The organism is Streptomyces purpurascens (genome assembly GCF_045040895.1).
GTDB classification, from domain to species: Bacteria; Actinomycetota; Actinomycetes; order Streptomycetales; family Streptomycetaceae; genus Streptomyces; species Streptomyces purpurascens.
The window spans coordinates 5231218-5247333 of record NZ_CP108341.1; the positions used below are offsets into that span (position 1 = coordinate 5231218).

The 16116-nt window shown below is 72.4% G+C and carries 15 protein-coding genes; 11 read left to right on the forward strand and 4 right to left on the reverse strand.

From position 1 onward, the window contains the following. Nucleotides 1-18: 18 nt before the first annotated feature. The gene (locus OHU35_RS23855; protein WP_189725814.1) at nt 19-876 is read right to left on the reverse strand and encodes a class I SAM-dependent methyltransferase; all 858 of its coding nucleotides are present in this window, start codon (nt 874-876) and stop codon (nt 19-21) included. A gap of 187 nt (nt 877-1063) precedes the next feature. On the opposite strand from OHU35_RS23855, the gene OHU35_RS23860 reads away from it, so the two are divergent. The 5 genes from OHU35_RS23860 to rdmE all read left to right on the forward strand — a co-directional run bounded on the left by OHU35_RS23860 (nt 1064) and on the right by rdmE (nt 5993). Further along, nucleotides 1064-1501 carry an ester cyclase gene (locus tag OHU35_RS23860; RefSeq protein ID WP_189725815.1) on the forward strand — a complete coding sequence of 146 codons (438 nt, stop codon included), beginning with the start codon at nt 1064-1066 and terminating at the stop codon, nt 1499-1501. A gap of 41 nt (nt 1502-1542) precedes the next feature. Further along, nucleotides 1543-2667: a methyltransferase gene (locus OHU35_RS23865; RefSeq protein WP_189725816.1), complete on the forward strand. Its 1125-nt coding sequence runs from the start codon at nt 1543-1545 to the stop codon at nt 2665-2667. Between the two features lie 4 nt (nt 2668-2671). Further along, nucleotides 2672-3568 carry an alpha/beta fold hydrolase gene (locus OHU35_RS23870; RefSeq protein ID WP_189725817.1) on the forward strand — a complete coding sequence of 299 codons (897 nt, stop codon included), beginning with the start codon at nt 2672-2674 and terminating at the stop codon, nt 3566-3568. Nucleotides 3569-3600: 32 nt separating this feature from the next. Beyond that, on the forward strand, nt 3601-4314 hold the full coding sequence (locus OHU35_RS23875; RefSeq protein WP_189725932.1) for a trans-aconitate 2-methyltransferase: 714 nt from the start codon (nt 3601-3603) through the stop codon (nt 4312-4314). 71 nt (nt 4315-4385) lie between these two features. Next, entirely contained in the window at nt 4386-5993 is a 1608-nt protein-coding gene (gene rdmE, locus OHU35_RS23880) for an aklavinone 12-hydroxylase RdmE (protein WP_405506785.1), read from the forward strand. A 105-nt stretch (nt 5994-6098) separates the two neighbouring features. Here rdmE and OHU35_RS23885 read toward each other — a convergent pair whose 3' ends face one another. Next, nucleotides 6099-7139 (reverse strand): Gfo/Idh/MocA family protein, encoded by a 1041-nt coding sequence (locus OHU35_RS23885; RefSeq protein ID WP_229873085.1) that lies wholly within the window; start codon nt 7137-7139, stop codon nt 6099-6101. 162 nt (nt 7140-7301) lie between these two features. On the opposite strand from OHU35_RS23885, the gene OHU35_RS23890 reads away from it, so the two are divergent. From OHU35_RS23890 to OHU35_RS23910, 5 genes are read left to right on the forward strand one after another with little or no spacing between them, the layout of a single operon-like run. Next, complete coding sequence (locus OHU35_RS23890) at nt 7302-8717, forward strand: hypothetical protein (RefSeq protein WP_233878646.1); 1416 nt, start codon at nt 7302-7304, stop codon at nt 8715-8717. Then, nucleotides 8714-10000 (forward strand): activator-dependent family glycosyltransferase, encoded by a 1287-nt coding sequence (locus OHU35_RS23895; protein WP_189725819.1) that lies wholly within the window; start codon nt 8714-8716, stop codon nt 9998-10000. The genes OHU35_RS23890 and OHU35_RS23895 overlap by 4 nt, the downstream gene beginning before the upstream one ends. 11 nt (nt 10001-10011) lie before the next feature. Then, the gene (rfbH, locus tag OHU35_RS23900; protein WP_189725820.1) at nt 10012-11313 is read left to right on the forward strand and encodes a lipopolysaccharide biosynthesis protein RfbH; all 1302 of its coding nucleotides are present in this window, start codon (nt 10012-10014) and stop codon (nt 11311-11313) included. Nucleotides 11314-11320: 7 nt separating this feature from the next. Then, the gene (locus OHU35_RS23905) at nt 11321-12115 is read left to right on the forward strand and encodes an SDR family NAD(P)-dependent oxidoreductase (protein WP_189725821.1); all 795 of its coding nucleotides are present in this window, start codon (nt 11321-11323) and stop codon (nt 12113-12115) included. Between the two features lie 8 nt (nt 12116-12123). Continuing rightward, nucleotides 12124-13482 (forward strand): nuclear transport factor 2 family protein, encoded by a 1359-nt coding sequence (locus OHU35_RS23910; RefSeq protein ID WP_189725822.1) that lies wholly within the window; start codon nt 12124-12126, stop codon nt 13480-13482. Between the two features lie 475 nt (nt 13483-13957). On the opposite strand, the gene OHU35_RS23915 is transcribed toward OHU35_RS23910, so the two are convergent. Together OHU35_RS23915 and OHU35_RS23920 are read right to left on the reverse strand one after the other, a co-directional pair. Further along, nucleotides 13958-14689: an SDR family NAD(P)-dependent oxidoreductase gene (locus tag OHU35_RS23915; protein WP_189725934.1), complete on the reverse strand. Its 732-nt coding sequence runs from the start codon at nt 14687-14689 to the stop codon at nt 13958-13960. 55 nt (nt 14690-14744) lie between these two features. Beyond that, a complete protein-coding gene (locus tag OHU35_RS23920) occupies nt 14745-15152 on the reverse strand; it encodes a nuclear transport factor 2 family protein (RefSeq protein WP_189725823.1) in 408 nt (135 codons plus the stop codon). Between the two features lie 149 nt (nt 15153-15301). Here OHU35_RS23920 and OHU35_RS23925 point away from each other — a divergent pair, with 149 nt between their 5' ends. Further along, nucleotides 15302-16102 (forward strand): cyclase family protein, encoded by an 801-nt coding sequence (locus tag OHU35_RS23925; protein ID WP_189725824.1) that lies wholly within the window; start codon nt 15302-15304, stop codon nt 16100-16102. The last annotated feature ends 14 nt before the right edge of the window (nt 16103-16116 follow it).

The window sequence follows — 16116 nt, forward strand, 5'->3', positions numbered from 1 at the left end:
CGTGCTCCGTGGGGCCGCTCAGTCCGGGACCGACGCGCTGACGAACCGGACCGGGGTGGGCAGATGGAGCGGACCCTCGCCGCGCAGCCGGTCCAGCTCGGTGGTCAGGCGGTGGCGCAGCTGCCGGTTCTCGTACTCCGGGAGGTGCTGCCACAGCAACCGCATTCCCTGCGTGTGGGACCAGTCGACCCAGGTTTCGCCGTCCGGCGCGCGCAGATCGATGTGCTCGTCGGCGATCTCCACGTCCTCGAACCCGGCGCCGACCATCGTCCGGGTCAGGTCGCCGGTGTCCTGAAGCCAGCTGTTGAACCGCCGCTTCAGCGCGTCCGGCCGCCAGTCGGCCGGCAGGTTGCGCAGCAGGCGCTCGGGGATCAGTTCCGTGAACACCGGCGGCAGGAAGGGAAACGTGTCCTCCGTGAAGACCGGGCTGGTGAAAGCGATCCGGCCACCCGGCCGCAGCAGGGCCGCGTACCGGGGGAGCGCGGCCGGCGCGTCGGGCAGGAAGATCAGGCTGTAGCTGCCGGTCACCACGTCGAAGGAGGCGGGCGGGAAGTCCGGGTGCTCGCCGTCCATGACCCGGACCTCCACGTGCCGGGCGCCGAGCGTGCCGGCCTGCCGGCGGGCCTCCTCCACCATGGCCGGCGCGATGTCGATACCGAGCACATGGCCCGACGGGCCCACCCTTTCCGCCGCCACGAACAGGGACGCGCCCCGGCCGCATCCCACATCGAGAACGCGCTGCCCGGGCTGCGGATCGGCCCTTTCCACCAGTCGCCGGCCCATCGGTGTGAAGAACTCGACGCCCAACTGGTCATAAGTCGCCGCGGCATTGTTGAACGCCTCGGTGACCGTCGATTTGTACTTCGTCTTGTCCATGGGTCCTCCGGGTGACGAAAGCCGACCCGACCACCCTGACTCGTCCCTCTGAAATGTGAGTCGGAAGGCGCTCGGCGGCCGCTCGAAACCGGCTTGTCAACGGGTCGAGACGGTGCGGAAAAGGATTGTTGCGGAGAGGTGCGGAAGTCAGGATGAACTCATCGACGACCGACAAGGAGTGCCGACCGTGAGCGATCGCATCGACATTGTTCGCCGCATGGTGAACAGCTACAACACCGGAAAAACGGATGACGTGGCCGAGTTCATCCACGAGGAGTACCTCAATCCCGGTGCCCTGGAACACATGCCGGAACTGCGCGGTCCCGAGGCGTTCGCACTCGCGGTGAAGTGGCTGAAGCTCACTTTCTCCGAGGACGCGCATCTGGAGGAGATCTCCTACGAGGAGAAAGGCAGCTGGGTGCGGGCGAAACTCGCCCTGTACGGACGTCAGGTGGGTGAACTCGTAGGAATGCCCGCCACCGGGCGCAAGTTCTCCGGCGAACAGATTCACCTCATCCGGATCGTCGACGGAAAGATCCGCGACCACCGCGACTGGCCCGACTATCTCGGCACCTACCGCCAGCTCGGCGAGCCGTGGCCCACCGAGGAGGGCTGGCGCCCCTGAGCAGCCCGTCCGGCACACCGACGCCCAAGGGAAGGAAAACGGTGAGCTCTTCCTCACCCGGGGAACCCCTGGAACCGACCGACCAGGACCTCGACGTACTCCTGAAGAACCTCGGCAATCTGGTGACCCCGATGGCCCTGAGGGTCGCCGCGACACTCCGCCTGGTCGATCACCTGCTGGCCGGAGCCGACACCCTCGCCGGCCTCGCCGACCGTACGGACACCCATCCCCAGGCGCTCTCCCGCCTGGTCCGGCACCTGACCGTCGTCGGCGTCCTGGAGGGCGGCGAGAAGCAGGGCCGGCCGCTGCGCCCCACCCGGCTCGGGATGCTCCTCGCCGACGGCCACCCGGCCCAGCAGCGGGCCTGGCTGGACCTGAACGGGGCCGTCTCCCACGCCGACCTGGCCTTCACCGGGCTCCTCGACGTGGTCCGCACCGGCCGCCCCGCCTACGCCGGGCGGTACGGGCGGCCCTTCTGGGAGGACCTCTCGGCGGACGTGGCGCTGGCCGACTCCTTCGACGCGCTCATGTCCTGCGACGAGGACCTGGCCTACGAGGCCCCGGCCGACGCGTACGACTGGTCGGCGGTCCGGCACGTCCTCGACGTGGGCGGCGGCAACGGCGGCATGCTCGCGGCGATCGCCCTGCGGGCCCCGCACCTGCGCGGCACCCTGGTCGAACTGGCCGGTCCCGCCGAGCGCGCCCGGCGCAGGTTCGCGGACGCCGGTCTGGCCGACCGGGTCACGGTGGCGGAGGGCGACTTCTTCAAGCCGCTGCCCGTCACCGCCGACGTCGTCCTGCTGTCGTTCGTCCTGCTCAACTGGTCCGACGAGGACGCGCTGACGATCCTGCGCGGCTGCGTCAGGGCGCTGGAGCCGGGAGGCAGGCTCCTGGTCCTCGACCGTGCCGATGTCGAGGGGGACGGCGCCGACCGGTTCTTCAGCACGCTGCTCGACCTGCGGATGCTGACGTTCATGGGCGGACGGGTGCGCACCCGGGACGAGGTCGTGGACCTGGCCGGATCGGCCGGACTCGCCCTGGCCTCGGAGCGCACGAGCGGCTCCACGACCCTCCCGTTCGACTTCTCGATCCTCGAGTTCACGGCCGTCTCCGAGGAAGCGGCCCCGGCCGCCCAGGCCTCCGAAGCCCTCCCAGCACAGGAGTAGACACATGTCCGAACGCATCGTGCCGAGCGGGGACGTCGAGCTGTGGAGCGACGACTTCGGTGACCCGGCGGACCCGGCGCTGCTGCTCGTCATGGGCGGCAACCTCTCCGCCCTCGGCTGGCCCGACGAGTTCGCCCGGCGGCTCGCCGACGGCGGCCTCCACGTCATCCGCTACGACCACCGCGACACCGGCCGCTCCACCACCCGCGACTTCGCCGCGCACCCCTACGGCTTCGGCGAGCTGGCCGCCGACGCGGTCGCCGTCCTCGACGGCTGGGGCGTCGACCGGGCCCATGTCGTCGGCCTCTCGATGGGGGCGACCATCACCCAGGTCATCGCCCTCGACCACCACGACCGGCTGAGCAGCCTGACCATGCTGCTCGGCGGCGGGCTCGACATCGACTTCGACGCCAACATCGAGCGCGTGATGCGCGGCGAACCCACGCTGGACGGCCTGCCCGGGCCCCAGCAGCCGTTCCTGGACGCGCTCGCCCTGATGAACCAGCCGGCCGAGGGACGCGCCGCCGAGGTGGCCAAGCGCGTGAGCAAGTGGCGCATCCTCTCCGGCACGGGTGTGCCGTTCGACGACGCCGAGTACGCGCGGTGGGAGGAACGGGCGATCGACCACGCGGGGGGCGTCCTCGCCGAGCCGTACGCGCACTACTCGCTGACCCTGCCGCCGCCGTCCCGGGCCGCCGAGCTGCGCGAGGTCACCGTGCCGACCCTGGTCATCCAGGCCGAGCACGACCCCATCGCCCCCGCGCCGCACGGCAAGCACCTCGCCGGGCTCATCCCCACCGCGCGCCTCGCGGAGATCCCGGGCATGGGGCACGCCCTGCCTTCCTCGGTCCACGGGCCGCTCGCCGAGGTCATCCTCGCCCACACCCGCTCGGCGGCCTGACCGTGGCGGACGAGCAGCGGGCGGGAGAGACGATGTACGGGGCCGACCTCGCCCGGGTCTACGACCTGGTGCACCGGGAGCGGGGCAAGGACTACCGGGCCGAGACCGAGGCGGTCGCCGCCGCGGCCCGGCGGAGCAGGCCGGGCGCCGGACGGCTGCTCGACGTCGCGTGCGGCACCGGAGGCCATCTGCGGCACTTCGCCGACCTCTTCGCCCACGTCGAGGGAGTGGAGCTGTCGGAGCCGATGGCCGAGGAGGCACGGGCCGCGCTGCCCGGGGTGACCGTGCACGCGGGCGACATGCGCGACTTCCGCCTCGGCACCACCTTCGACGTCGTGACCTGCATGTTCGGCTCCGTCGGCTATATGACGTCGGTCGCCGAACTCGGCCGGGCGCTGAGGATGTTCGCCCGGCATCTGGAGCCGGGCGGGGTGGCCGTGGTCGACCCGTGGTGGTTCTACGAGACGTTCGCCGACGGCCATGTCTCCGCCGACATCGTGACCGTCGACGGCGTCACCGTCTCCCGGGTCTCGCACTCCGCCCGCCGGGGCCGTACCTCGCACATGGACGTGCACTTCGTGGTCGCCGAACCCGGCGCCGGCGCCCAGCACTTCGTCGACACCCACATCATCTCCCTGTTCAGCCGCTCCGAGTACGAACAGGCCTTCCGCGACGCCGGCTTCGCGGTCGAGTACCTGCCCGAGGCGCCGTCGGGCCGCGGCCTGTTCGTCGGCGTCCGGGGGTGAACCGAGCGACGGGACCCCGCGAGAAACGACGAGAACGACGAGAGCGACGAGAGCGACGAGAGAGGAACGACATGAACGACCACGAGGTCGATGTTCTGGTGGTGGGTGCGGGCCTCGGGGGCCTGTCGACGGCGATGTTCCTCGCCCGGCAGGGCGTCCGCGTGCTCGTGGTGGAGCGCAGGCCGGGCCTCTCGCCCTATCCGCGGGCCGCCGGGCAGAACCCGCGGACCATGGAGCTGCTGCGCATCGGGGGCGTCGCGGACGAGGTGGTCCGGGCCGACGACATCCGCGGCACCCAGGGCGACTTCGTCATCCGGCTCGCCGAGAGCGTGCGGGGCGAGATCCTGCGGACCGTCTCGGAGAGCTTCGACGACATGGTGGCCGCCACCGAGCCGTGCACACCGGCCGGCTGGGCGATGCTGTCCCAGGACAAGCTGGAGCCGATCCTGCTCGCGCAGGCGCGCAAGCACGGTGGCGCCATCCGCTTCGGCACCCGGCTGCTGTCGTTCCGCCAGCACGACGACGACGCCGGCGCCGGCGTCACGGCCCGGCTGGCCGGGCCGGACGGCGAGTACGACCTGCGCGCCGGGTATCTCGTGGGCGCCGACGGCAACCGCAGCCTGGTGCGGGAGTCGCTGGGCATCGGGCGGTACGGGCACGGCACGCTGACCCACATGGTCGGGGTCATCTTCGACGCGGACCTCTCCGGCATCATGGAGCCGGGCACGACCGGCTGGTACTACCTCCACCACCCGAAGTTCAAGGGCACGTTCGGGCCCACGGACCGGCCCGACCGGCACACCCTCTTCGTCGAGTACGACCCCGACGAGGGCGAGCGCCCCGAGGACTTCACACCGCAGCGCTGCGTCGAACTCATCGGCCTCGCCCTGGACGCCCCCGAGGTGAAGCCCGAGCTCGTCGACATCCAGGGCTGGGAGATGGCGGCCCGCATCGCCGAACGCTGGCGCGAGGGGCGGGTGTTCCTGGCCGGGGACGCGGCGAAGGTCACCCCGCCGACCGGGGGCATGAGCGGCAACGCGGCCGTCGCCGACGGGTTCGACCTGGCCTGGAAGCTCGCGGCGGTGCTGCAGGGGCAGGCCGGGGCGGGCCTGCTCGACACCTACGAGGACGAGCGCAAGGTCGCCGCGGAGCTGGTCGTGGCCGAGGCGCTGGCGATCTACGCGCAGCGGATGGCGCCGCACATGGCGGAGGTGTGGGACAAGTCGGTGGGGTACCCCGAGACGCTGCTCGGCTTCCGCTACCGCTCCTCGGCGGTCCTGGCCACGGACGACGACCCGGCGCGGGTGGAGAATCCGCTGACGCCGAGCGGGCGTCCCGGCTTCCGGGGGCCGCATGTCCTGGTGTCGCGGCACGGGGAGCGGCTCTCCACGGTCGATCTGTTCGGTGACGGGTGGACGTTGCTGGCGGGGGAGCTGGGGGCGGACTGGGTCGCGGCGGCGGAGGCGGTCTCTGCGGAACTGGGAGTGCCTGTGCGGGCGTACCGGGTCGGGGCGGGGCTGACTGATCCCGAGAGCGCGGTGTCCGAGCGGTACGGCATCGGGAAGGCGGGGGCGAGTCTGGTGCGGCCGGACGGGATTGTGGCGTGGCGTACGGATGAGGCGGCGGCTGATGCGGCTCAGACTCTCGAAGGGGTTCTGCGTAGGGTTCTTGACCGCTGAAGGAATGGCTTCGCGCCCCGCCGGAGGATTGGCGGGGCGCGGTGTCGTCGGCGGCTGCGGGCGGGTGGGGGGTGTTCGCGCAGTTCCCCGCGCCCCTGACTGCGTTCAGCTGAGCCCTGTGTCCTGCGCGAGGACGTCATGCGGGCGGGACTTCGGGTCGCCTATGAGACGGGCCGCTCGGCGGACCCGGTCGAGCAGCAGGGCCTGGCGCTGGATCGCCGAGGTGTCGGTGAGGGGGCCGGTGTTCGTGAGGGCCGCGCGGACGAAGGCGTCCATCGCGTTGAAGACCTGGTTGTCCTCGGGCAGCGACCGCTCCGTCACCACGTCCTGCTGCTCGATCCTGACCACCGGCTTCAGCTGCTCCGGCGGTGTGAAGGCACGCCGGACGCTCACCCGCCCCCGGTTGCCCCACAGCGCGTAGGTCGACCGGTAGGAGTGCTCGAAGCCGAAGTCCAGCTGGGCCGTCACTCCCCGGTCGTCGCTCAGCAGCACACTGCCCGCCACATCGGCCCCGGTCGTCTCGTCGACGCGCAGACACGCCCCGAGGACGTCGAGTTCCCCGGTGAGATACAGCTGGGCCGCCCGCAGCGGATACACCCCGACGTCGAGCAACGCGCCCCCGCCCAGGGCCGGCTGGTACCGGAACGACTCGGGTGCCAGCGGCGGCACGGCGAACGACCCGGAGAAGAGCCGCAGTTCTCCCACGGACTCGTCGAGCATCGCGCGTACCGCCGCGTGCTGGGAATGGTGCAGGAACATGAAGTTCTCGGCGAGCACGAGTCCGAGTTCCGACGCGGTCGACATCAGCTCGAGAGTTTTCTCGTACGTGTCCGACATCGGTTTCTCGACCAGCACGTGCTTTCCCGAACGCAAAGCCCGCAGCGCCCACTCGTGATGCATGCCGGGCGGCAGCGGAATATAGACGGCGTCAAGGTCGTCCCGCTCGACGAGCGCCGCGTAATCCCCCACGCCACCGCAGCCGAAAGCGGCCCCCACCCGCTCGGCCCGGGCCTTGTCCCGGCTGGCCACCGCGACAAGGTCGACGTGGTCATGCGCGGCGAGCACGGGCATGATCCGGCGAATCGCGATGTTCGCCGTGCCGATCACGCCCATGCGGAGCGCCCGTTGCTGACGGTGCTCTGGCATAGGGATCCTCATCACCTTGCGGGAGTCCAGTGGGTTCCCCACCGTACGACCGGGAGATCAAGCACTGCTTGAGGAACGGTGGATACGGAAAACGGCAGTTCGAGTGTTCTTCTAATTCGGCCCCGTACCTTGCCGAGGTAATCGGATGACGGAGGTGGCGGGGTGACGGCGGCGACGAATGCCCTGGGGCGCGAACTGCAACTCGTCCACGCGGCACAGTGGCTCTACGCGATCAACGCGGAGCCGTTCGTACCGGGGGAGGGTGACCCGTATGCCCGGCTGGTACGGGGGTTCGAGAGCGGCGAGAACGGCACGGACGACGCGGGGGGAACCCTCGCGTCGATCGCGGAGCGGGGGCCGGTGTGGCGCAGCCGGCTCGACACCTGGGTGGTCACCGGCCCCGCGGCGCTGCGGGAGTTGTCCGCCGGCGCGGAACCGGCGGTGTCCGCCGCGGTGCCGCAGGCGGAGGCCTGGCTGCCCGACCCGGAGCGGCAGCGCACGACGGGACTCGCCCGGGACCTGGCGCGGCGGGGCGGGACGAGGGCCGTGGGGAGGCTGGCCGGATCGCTGCGGGAGCAGGCCGGGCAGGCCGCGGCCCGGCTCGGCCCGGGTCCGGTCGACCTGGTGGCCGACTTCGCCGAGCCGCTGACCGCGGCCGGGTACGCCGCGGTCCTGGACGTCCCCGAGGAGCGGCGCGCGGCGTTCGCCGCCGACCTCGCCGCGGCGGCCCCGGCCGTGGACGCGCTGCTCTGCCCGCAGACGCTGGACACGACGCGGCGCCTGGCGGCAGGCGTACGCGGACTCCGGGAACTCTTCGCCGGGCGCGCTCACGCGGAGGCGGACCTGCTGCTCGCGGTGGCCGGGGCCCGGGCCGCGGCGGACCTGCTCGGCGACGCGCTGCGCAGGCTCCTCGACCGGCCGCGGGAGTGGGCGCTGCTGCGCTCGGACCCCGCGCACGCTGCCCGTCTGGTCGAGGAGGTACTGCACCAGCGGCCGCCGTGGCGGGCGTGCCCCCTGGTGGCCCTCGCCACGGCCGAGGTGGCCGGCACCCGTATCGAGGCCGGTGACAGCCTGACCGCCATCACGACCGCCGCCGCCGTGCCGGGTGGGCCCAGCGGCATCGCTGGGCCCACCGGGACCGCCGCGGCCGACGGGGCCAGCCGGACCGCCGGGGGCACCGTGCCCCCCGGCACCGCCGGGATCAGTCGGACCGCCGGGGCCACAGTGCCCGCCGGAGCCGCAGGAGCCGCCGGGACCGGGGCCGCCGGGGGCGTCGGCACCGCCGAGACCACCCACACCGGCCGGGTCGCCGGCACCGGCGGTGCCGGCGAACCCGGCGCGGTCACCGTGCTCGGCGAGGCCACCAGGACCAACGGCGTCCCGACGCCCCTTCCCGTGGCCGCCTGCGCCACCCTGCTCCCGGCCGCGCGGGCGCTCGCCGAGCACGCGCTGGTGGCGCTGGCCGCGCGGTTCCCGCTGCTGCGGCCGGACGGCGAGCCGGTGCGCACGCGCCGGGCGCCCCTGACCCGGCGCCTGGTCAGGCTGCCGGCCCGACTCGGCGAGGAGGAGACGCGATGAGGGTTCTGTTCACCTCACTGGCCCACCACACCCACTACTACCCGCTCGTACCGCTCGCCTGGGCGCTGCGCACCGCGGGCCACGAGGTGCGGATCGCCAGCCAGCCCGAGCTGACCGACGTCATCACGGGTACGGGACTGACGGCCGTCCCCGTGGAGTGGTCGCTCGGCGCCCTGGAGGACCTCGGGCTGCTCGGCAAGCTGCACGACGAGGCCTCGGCCCATGTGCAGGGCTTCGACTACGCAGCCCGGGGCGAACACCCCTGGAGCTACGAGCAGTTGCTGGCACTGGAGAACATCATGGTGCCCACGCTCTACGGCGCGCTCAACAACGACACCATGGTCGACGCGCTCGTGGACTTCGCCCGCTCCTGGCAGCCCGACCTCGTCGTCTGGGAGACCTTCACCCTCGCCGGGGCCATCGCGGCCCGGGTGACGGGCGCGGCGCACTGCCGGCTGGTCTCGGGCCCCGACATCAGCGTGCGGGCCCGCAAGGAGTTCCTGCGGCTGGCCGCCGAGCAGGAGCCGGAGCACCGCGAGGACCCCACCGCCGAGTGGCTGGAGCGCACGCTGCGGCGGCTGGGATCCGACGCCGGGTTCGACGAGGACATGGTCACCGGGCAGTGGACGGTCAACACCACACCGCCCAGCACCCAGCTCGACCTGAAGCTGCCGACCGTGCAGGTGCGCCACGTGCCGTACAACGGCCCCGCGGTGGTGCCGGACTGGCTGCGGGCCGACCCCGGGCGCAGCCGCGTCTGTGTGACGCTCGGCTCCTCGGCCTCCGACGTGGGCGTCGACATGGCCGAGCTCCTGGCCCACCTCGCGGAGCTGGACGCGGAGATCGTCGCGACCGTCGACGAGGCGACCCGCGAGGCCGCCGGTGACCTGCCGGACAACGTACGCCTGGTCGACTTCGTCCCGCTCAACGACCTGCTGCCCACGTGCGACGCGATCGTGCACCACGGCGGTGTCGGCACCAAGGCGACGGCCGAACTGCACGCCGTGCCCCAGCTGATCCTGGCCTTCGGCTGGGACACCGAGGTCATGGGGCGCGGACTGGAGGACATCGGCGCCGGCCTGTGCGTGCCGAGCGCCGACCTGCTGCCGGACGTCCTGCGCAAGCAGGTCCAGCGGCTGGTCGGCGAGCCGTCGTTCGCACGTGGCGCCCGCAGGCTCCAGGAGGAACTGCTCGCGGTGCCCAGTCCCAACGAGGTCGTTCCGGTGCTGGAACGGCTGGTCGCCGAGCACGGCACGCACGGCTCAGTCCACGACCGAGGGTGAGGGATCCAGACGTGACGGACACCAAGGCGCTGGTGCTGGAACTGGCGCGCAAGTACCACAAGGAACAGGAAACGCGCGGGTTCGAACCCGGAGTCACGCCGATCCTGTCCTCGGGCGCGGTCCTCGACGAGGAGGACCGGGGCGCCCTGGTCGAGGCGGCGCTGGAGATGCGGATCGCCGCCGGGGTGCGCACCCGCAAGTTCGAGAGCGAGTTCGCCCGCTACTTCCGGCTGCGCAAGGCCCACATGGTGAACTCGGGATCGTCGGCCAACCTGCTGGCGGTCAGCGCGCTCACCTCGCCGAAGCTGAAGGACCTGCGGCTGCGCCCCGGCGACGAGGCCATCACGGTGGGCGCCGGCTTCCCGACCACGATCAACCCGCTCGTCCAGAACGGCCTGACACCGGTCTTCGTGGACGTGGAACTGGGCACCTACAACGCCTCCCTGGCCCAGATCGAGGCGGCGATCTCCCCGCGCACCAGGCTCATCATGATCGCGCACGCCCTGGGCAACCCGTTCCCCGTCGCCGAGGTCGCGGAACTGGCCCGCCGGCACGATCTGTTCTTCATCGAGGACAACTGCGACGCCGTCGGCTCCACCTACCAGGGCAGGCTCACCGGCACCTTCGGCGACCTGTCGACGGTGAGCTTCTACCCGGCCCACCACATCACGGCCGGTGAGGGCGGCTGCGTCCTCACGTCGAGTCTGGAACTGGCCCGGATCGTCGAGTCGATGCGCGACTGGGGCCGGGACTGCTGGTGCGAACCGGGCACGGACAACACCTGCCTGAAGCGGTTCGACTACCAGCTCGGCACCCTCCCGGCCGGCTACGACCACAAGTACATCTTCTCCCACGTCGGCTACAACCTGAAGGCCACCGACCTCCAAGGCGCCCTGGCACTGAGCCAGTTGAGGAAGGTCGACGACTTCGGCGCGGCCCGGCGGCACAACTGGCAGCGGCTGCGGGACGGTCTGGCCGATGTGCCCGGACTGCTGCTGCCGCGGGCCACCCCCGGCAGCGACCCGAGCTGGTTCGGCTTCGCCCTGACCGTGCTGCCCGACGCGGGCTTCACCCGCAGGGACCTCGTCGACTTCCTGGAGGGCCGCCGGATCGGCACCCGCCGGCTGTTCGGCGGGAACATCACCCGCCATCCCGCCTACGAGGACGTGCGCTACCGGATCGTGGACGAGCTGGTCAACTGCGACACCGTCACGGAGGACACCTTCTGGATCGGCGTCTATCCGGGGCTCACCAAAGACATGCTCGACTACGTCGTCGAGTCCATCACCGAGTTCTGCACGCGAAAGGGCTGATCGGACGATGTCCTCGAGGTTCACACCAACCAGCCGGGTCGCCGTCGTCACCGGCGCCACCAGCGGGATCGGCCTCTCCGTCACACGGTCCCTGGCCGCCGTCGGCCACCGCGTGTTCCTCTGCGCCCGGGACGCCGACCGGGTCGCGCTCACGGTCAAGGAGCTGCGCGCCGAGGGCCACGACGTGGACGGCGCCGCCTGCGACGTACGGGACGTGGCCCAGATCGAGTCGCTGGTGTCCGCGGCGGTGGAGCGCTACGGGCCCGTCGAGGTGCTCGTCAACAACGCCGGCCGCAGCGGCGGCGGCCCCACGCACACCATCGCCGACGAGCTGTGGGACGACGTGATGGCCACCAACCTGGACAGCGTCTTCCGCGTCACCCGTGCCGTCCTGACCACCGGCCGCATGCGGGAGGGCGGCTGGGGCCGGGTCGTGAACATCGCCTCCACCGGCGGCAAGCAGGGCGTGGTGCTGGGCGCCCCCTACTCCGCCTCCAAGCACGGGGTCGTCGGCTTCACCAAGGCCCTGGGGCTGGAACTGGCCAAGACCGGGATCACGGTCAACGCGGTGTGCCCCGGCTATGTGGAGACGCCCATGGCGGTGCGGGTCCGGCAGGGCTACGCCGCCGCCTGGGAGACCTCCGAGGAGGAGGTGCTCGACCGGTTCCAGGCCAAGATCCCGCTCGGCCGCTACACCACGCCCGACGAGGTGGCGGGCATGGTCGGCTACCTGCTGACCGACGCGGCATCGTCCGTCACCGCGCAGGCGATCAACGTCTGCGGCGGGCTGGGAAACTACTGAGGAGAGCCATGTCGGACGAGACCGTGCACACCACCGTCCACGAGATCGAGGTACGGGCCCCGGCCGAGGCGGTGTTCGACCTGGTCGCCGGGGCCTCCCGCTGGCCGGTGCACTTCCCGCCGAGCGTGCACGTCGAGCGCCTGGAGGGCGACGACCGGCAGGAGCGGCTGAGGATCTGGGCGACGGCCAACGACGAGGTCAAGAGCTGGACCTCGCGCCGCGAACTGGACCGGGCCGGATTACGGGTGACGTTCCGGCAGGAGGAGTCGCGGGCGCCGGTGCGGAGCATGAGCGGCGAGTGGCTGCTGGAGCCGCTCGGCGACAAGGGGACCCGGGTGCGGTTCACCCACGCGTTCACCGCCGTGGACGACGCCCCCGAGAACGTCGAGTGGATCCGCCGGGCCATCGACACCAACACCGGGTCCGAACTCGAGGCCCTGCGCCGGGGCGTGGAGGACGCGGACCCGGAGCTCACGTTCACGTTCGACGACAGTGTGCGCGTCGAGGGCTCGGCGAAGGACGCGTACGAGTTCATCCGCGCGGCCGACCGCTGGACGGAGCGGCTGCCGCACGTCGCCCGGGTCGTCCTCACCGAGGACACCCCGAACGAGCAGATCCTGGAGATGGACACGCTCACCGCCGACGGCGCGACCCACACCACCCGTTCGGTGCGCGTCTGCTTCCCCGCCGAGCGGATCGTCTACAAGCAGATCCGGACACCCGCGCTGATGGCCGCCCACACCGGCGAATGGATCTTCGAGGAGGACGACAAGGGCTGCACCGTCACCTCCCGGCACACCGTGCGGATCGAGCCGAACGCCGTGACGAGCGTCCTCGGTCCGGCGGCGGACGTGGCCGCCGCCCGCACCATGATCCGGGAGGCGCTCGGCCGCAACAGCCTCACGACGCTGCGGTGCGCGGCCGACCACGCCGAGCGGCTGCGCGGCGCCGAGCCGGTCCCCGCCGGGACGTACGTCGCCGTGCAGCAGTTCTACGCCCGGCAGATGCGGCTCCTCGACGAGCGGCGGGCCGAGGAGTGGGCCCGGACGTTCACCGAGGACGGCGTCTTCGCGCAGAACATCGCCCCCGAGCCCCTGCGCGGCCGGGACGCCGTGGCCGCGGCCGTACGCCGCAACCTGGAGCGGACGGCGGACACACCGGAGCAGCGGCGGCATGTGTTCTCCATGCTCACCGTGGTGCCCGGGCCGGACGGTTCCCTGAGCACCCGCTGCTACGCACAGGTCCTGGTCACCCCGGCCGGGGGACCGGCCAGGCTGCACCTGAGCGCGGTGTGCGAGGACGAACTGGTGCCGCACGGCGACGGCTGGCTGGTGCGCCACCGCAGGGTCGAGCACGACGGAGTCTGAGCCGCCGCCGGCCGGGCACACACGACGACGGGCCGCACCGGTTGCAGGTGCGGCCCGTCGGCGTGCGGTCGGAGGTCCGTGCGGCCCGACTGCAGGTGCCGCCCGGCTGTCCGTGGAGCCCGGGCGGCGGCGAGACCCCGGCGCCCGCGCGGCACGTGACGGCGGCCCGGGTTTGGGTGAGGCTCCGGCGCTCGCATGGAGGTGTCGGCGGCCCGGACCTCGGTGTGGCCCGGCGGCGGGCGGTCCGGGGCCCCGTGTGGCCCGGCGGGTGCGGTCCGGCCATCTTCCGGCCCGGACACGGAGAGCCCGGCAGGCCTTGCGGCCCGGGCCCTCCGTGTGGTCCGGCGGCGGGCGGTCCGTCCCTCCGTCCGGCCCGGACACGGCGGGCCTGGCCGAGCTTGCGGCCCGGGCGCTCCGTGTGGTCCGGCGGCGTGCGGTCCGGCTCTCCGTGCCCCCCGGGGGCCCGGGGGAGCGGTCAGGTCAGGGAGAGACCGCCGTCGACCGGGACGACCGCGCCCGTCATGTAGCGGCCTTCGGGGTCGGCCAGCGCGGTGATCCACCAGGCCACGTCCTCGGGCGTGGCGACCCGCCCCAGCGGGATGCGCTCGGCGAGCTGTCCGAGGAACCCCTGGTACTCCTCGGCGGACATGCCGACGCGCTCACCGATGCCGGTGTCGGTCACGCCCGGGGCGACCGACACCACCCGGATACCGCGCGGCGCGAGCTCCACGGCCCAGGTGCGGGTGAAGTGGTTCAGCGCCGCCTTCGTCGCCCAGTAGACCGAGTTGTCGGGGAACCCCTGGATGCCCAGCGAGCCGGCCGAGCTGACGTTGACGATGGTGCCGCCGGTCGCCTCCAGGGAGTCCAGCGCGGCCTGCGCCACGAAGGCCGGGGCGATCAGGTTGACGGCGACCTGCTGCTCGGTCGCGGCCCGGTCGAGTTTGGCGAGCGGCGCGAACGTGCCGGTCCCGGCGTTGTTGACCAGCACGTCCAGCCGCCCGAACGCCCGCAGCGCGGCCTCCACCACCGCCTCGCCGGCCCCCGGCTCGGTGATGTCCGCCACCAGGGTGCGGATGCCGTCGTGGCCCTCGGCCGTCTCGTCGAGGGCGTCGGCGGTGCGGCCCACGACCAGGACACGGTCTCCCCGCCCGGCGAAGCGGCGGGCCGTGGCACGGCCGATGCCGGTGCCTCCGCCAGTGATGATCACAGTCCTAGGAGTCATGCCGGGACGCTACTGACGAGGGCTCGAAGCCGGGTCGAGGTCAGCCCGCCGGCCGGTCGTCCCGGGTGATGTGCCGCTCGGCCACGAGCAGTTCGCCGTCCCGCCGGACCAGCCGGTCGCGCATCACGCAGGACAGCTCCAGGCGCGGTGCGCCGCCCCGCGGGGTGGCCAGGATCTGCACGTACGAGACGGCCTCGGTCCCGGCGCCGGTGCTCCGGGCGGTCGTCATGGTCACCCAGTGCCGGTGCGTCTCCCCGGCCGCGGCCCGCCCCTCGACCGCCGCCCGAGCGCCGGCGGCGATGCCGTCCCGGCCCCGGACGGGCTCCGTCATCGACGGGGCCAGGAAGGTGGCGTCGGAGGTGAAGGTGCCTGCCCACGCCTCCGCCTCGCCACCGTCGAGCAGCTGCATGTGGCGGGCGTAGAACTGCTCGATCTCGGTGTCGTCCATGAACAACCTCCCCTACGACGGTTCTCCGGTCCCGACCCTGGCGCACTCCTGTCGAATCCCGCTCGAGACGGCCGCGCGGTCGTCGAGCGGTCTTCCAATGCCTTCCGAGCGGCTGCGGCCAGGCTGGCTGGGTCGTCCAGGAGGTGACCGTGCGCATCATTGACCTGTCCTCGCCGGTGGACGCCGGCTCGTTCGAACCGGACCCGGTGGTCCACGAGGTGATGTCCCCACGCGAGGGCGCGCTGCACATGCGCGACGAGATGCGGCGCCACTTCGACATCGAGTTCGACCCCGACGACCTGCCCGACGGCGAGTTCCTCTCGCTGGACCGGCTGAGTCTGACCACCCACACCGGCACACACGTCGACGCGCCCTCGCACTACGGCTCCCGGACGACGTACGGCACCGGCGTGCCCCGGCACATCGACGCGATGCCGCTGGAGTGGTTCCTCGCCCCCGGAGTCGTCCTGGACGTCCGGGGCCGCGAGGCCGGCGTGGTCGACGCGGCGGACCTGCGCAAGGAACTCGACCGGATCGGCTACCCGCTCGCCCCGTCCGACATCGTGCTCCTGAACACCGGCGCATCCGCGTGGTCCGGCACGAGCCGGTACTTCACCGACTTCGTCGGTCTCGACGCGAGTGCCATCGCCTTCCTGCTCGACGCGGGCATCCGGGTGGTCGGCACCGACGCGTTCAGCCTGGACGCGCCGTTCACCACGATCATCGCCGAGTACCGGCGCACCGGGGACCCCGCCGTGCTCTGGCCGGCCCATGTCGCCGGACGCCACCGGGAGTACTGCCAGATCGAGCGGCTCGCGGGCCTCGAGGAGCTGCCCGCGCCGTACGGCTTCCAGGTGGCCTGCTTCCCGGTGAAGGTCGCCGGCGCCGGGGCCGGCTGGGCGCGCGCGGTCGCCCTCGTCGACGACCAGGCCCCCCTGACCAGCCCCTGACCCGAGGAGAAACC

What these genes read in the sequence shown, in the direction of transcription:
- OHU35_RS23910 (WP_189725822.1), top strand. Translation starts at nt 12,124, where the DNA reads ATGTCGGACGAGACCGTGCACACCACCGTCCACGAGATCGAGGTACGG.
- OHU35_RS23920 (WP_189725823.1), bottom strand. Translation starts at nt 15,152, where the DNA reads ATGGACGACACCGAGATCGAGCAGTTCTACGCCCGCCACATGCAGCTG.
- OHU35_RS23905 (WP_189725821.1), top strand. Translation starts at nt 11,321, where the DNA reads ATGTCCTCGAGGTTCACACCAACCAGCCGGGTCGCCGTCGTCACCGGC.
- OHU35_RS23855 (WP_189725814.1), bottom strand. Translation starts at nt 876, where the DNA reads ATGGACAAGACGAAGTACAAATCGACGGTCACCGAGGCGTTCAACAAT.
- OHU35_RS23875 (WP_189725932.1), top strand. Translation starts at nt 3,601, where the DNA reads ATGTACGGGGCCGACCTCGCCCGGGTCTACGACCTGGTGCACCGGGAG.
- rdmE (WP_405506785.1), top strand. Translation starts at nt 4,386, where the DNA reads ATGAACGACCACGAGGTCGATGTTCTGGTGGTGGGTGCGGGCCTCGGG.
- OHU35_RS23885 (WP_229873085.1), bottom strand. Translation starts at nt 7,139, where the DNA reads ATGCCAGAGCACCGTCAGCAACGGGCGCTCCGCATGGGCGTGATCGGC.
- OHU35_RS23870 (WP_189725817.1), top strand. Translation starts at nt 2,672, where the DNA reads ATGTCCGAACGCATCGTGCCGAGCGGGGACGTCGAGCTGTGGAGCGAC.
- OHU35_RS23895 (WP_189725819.1), top strand. Translation starts at nt 8,714, where the DNA reads ATGAGGGTTCTGTTCACCTCACTGGCCCACCACACCCACTACTACCCG.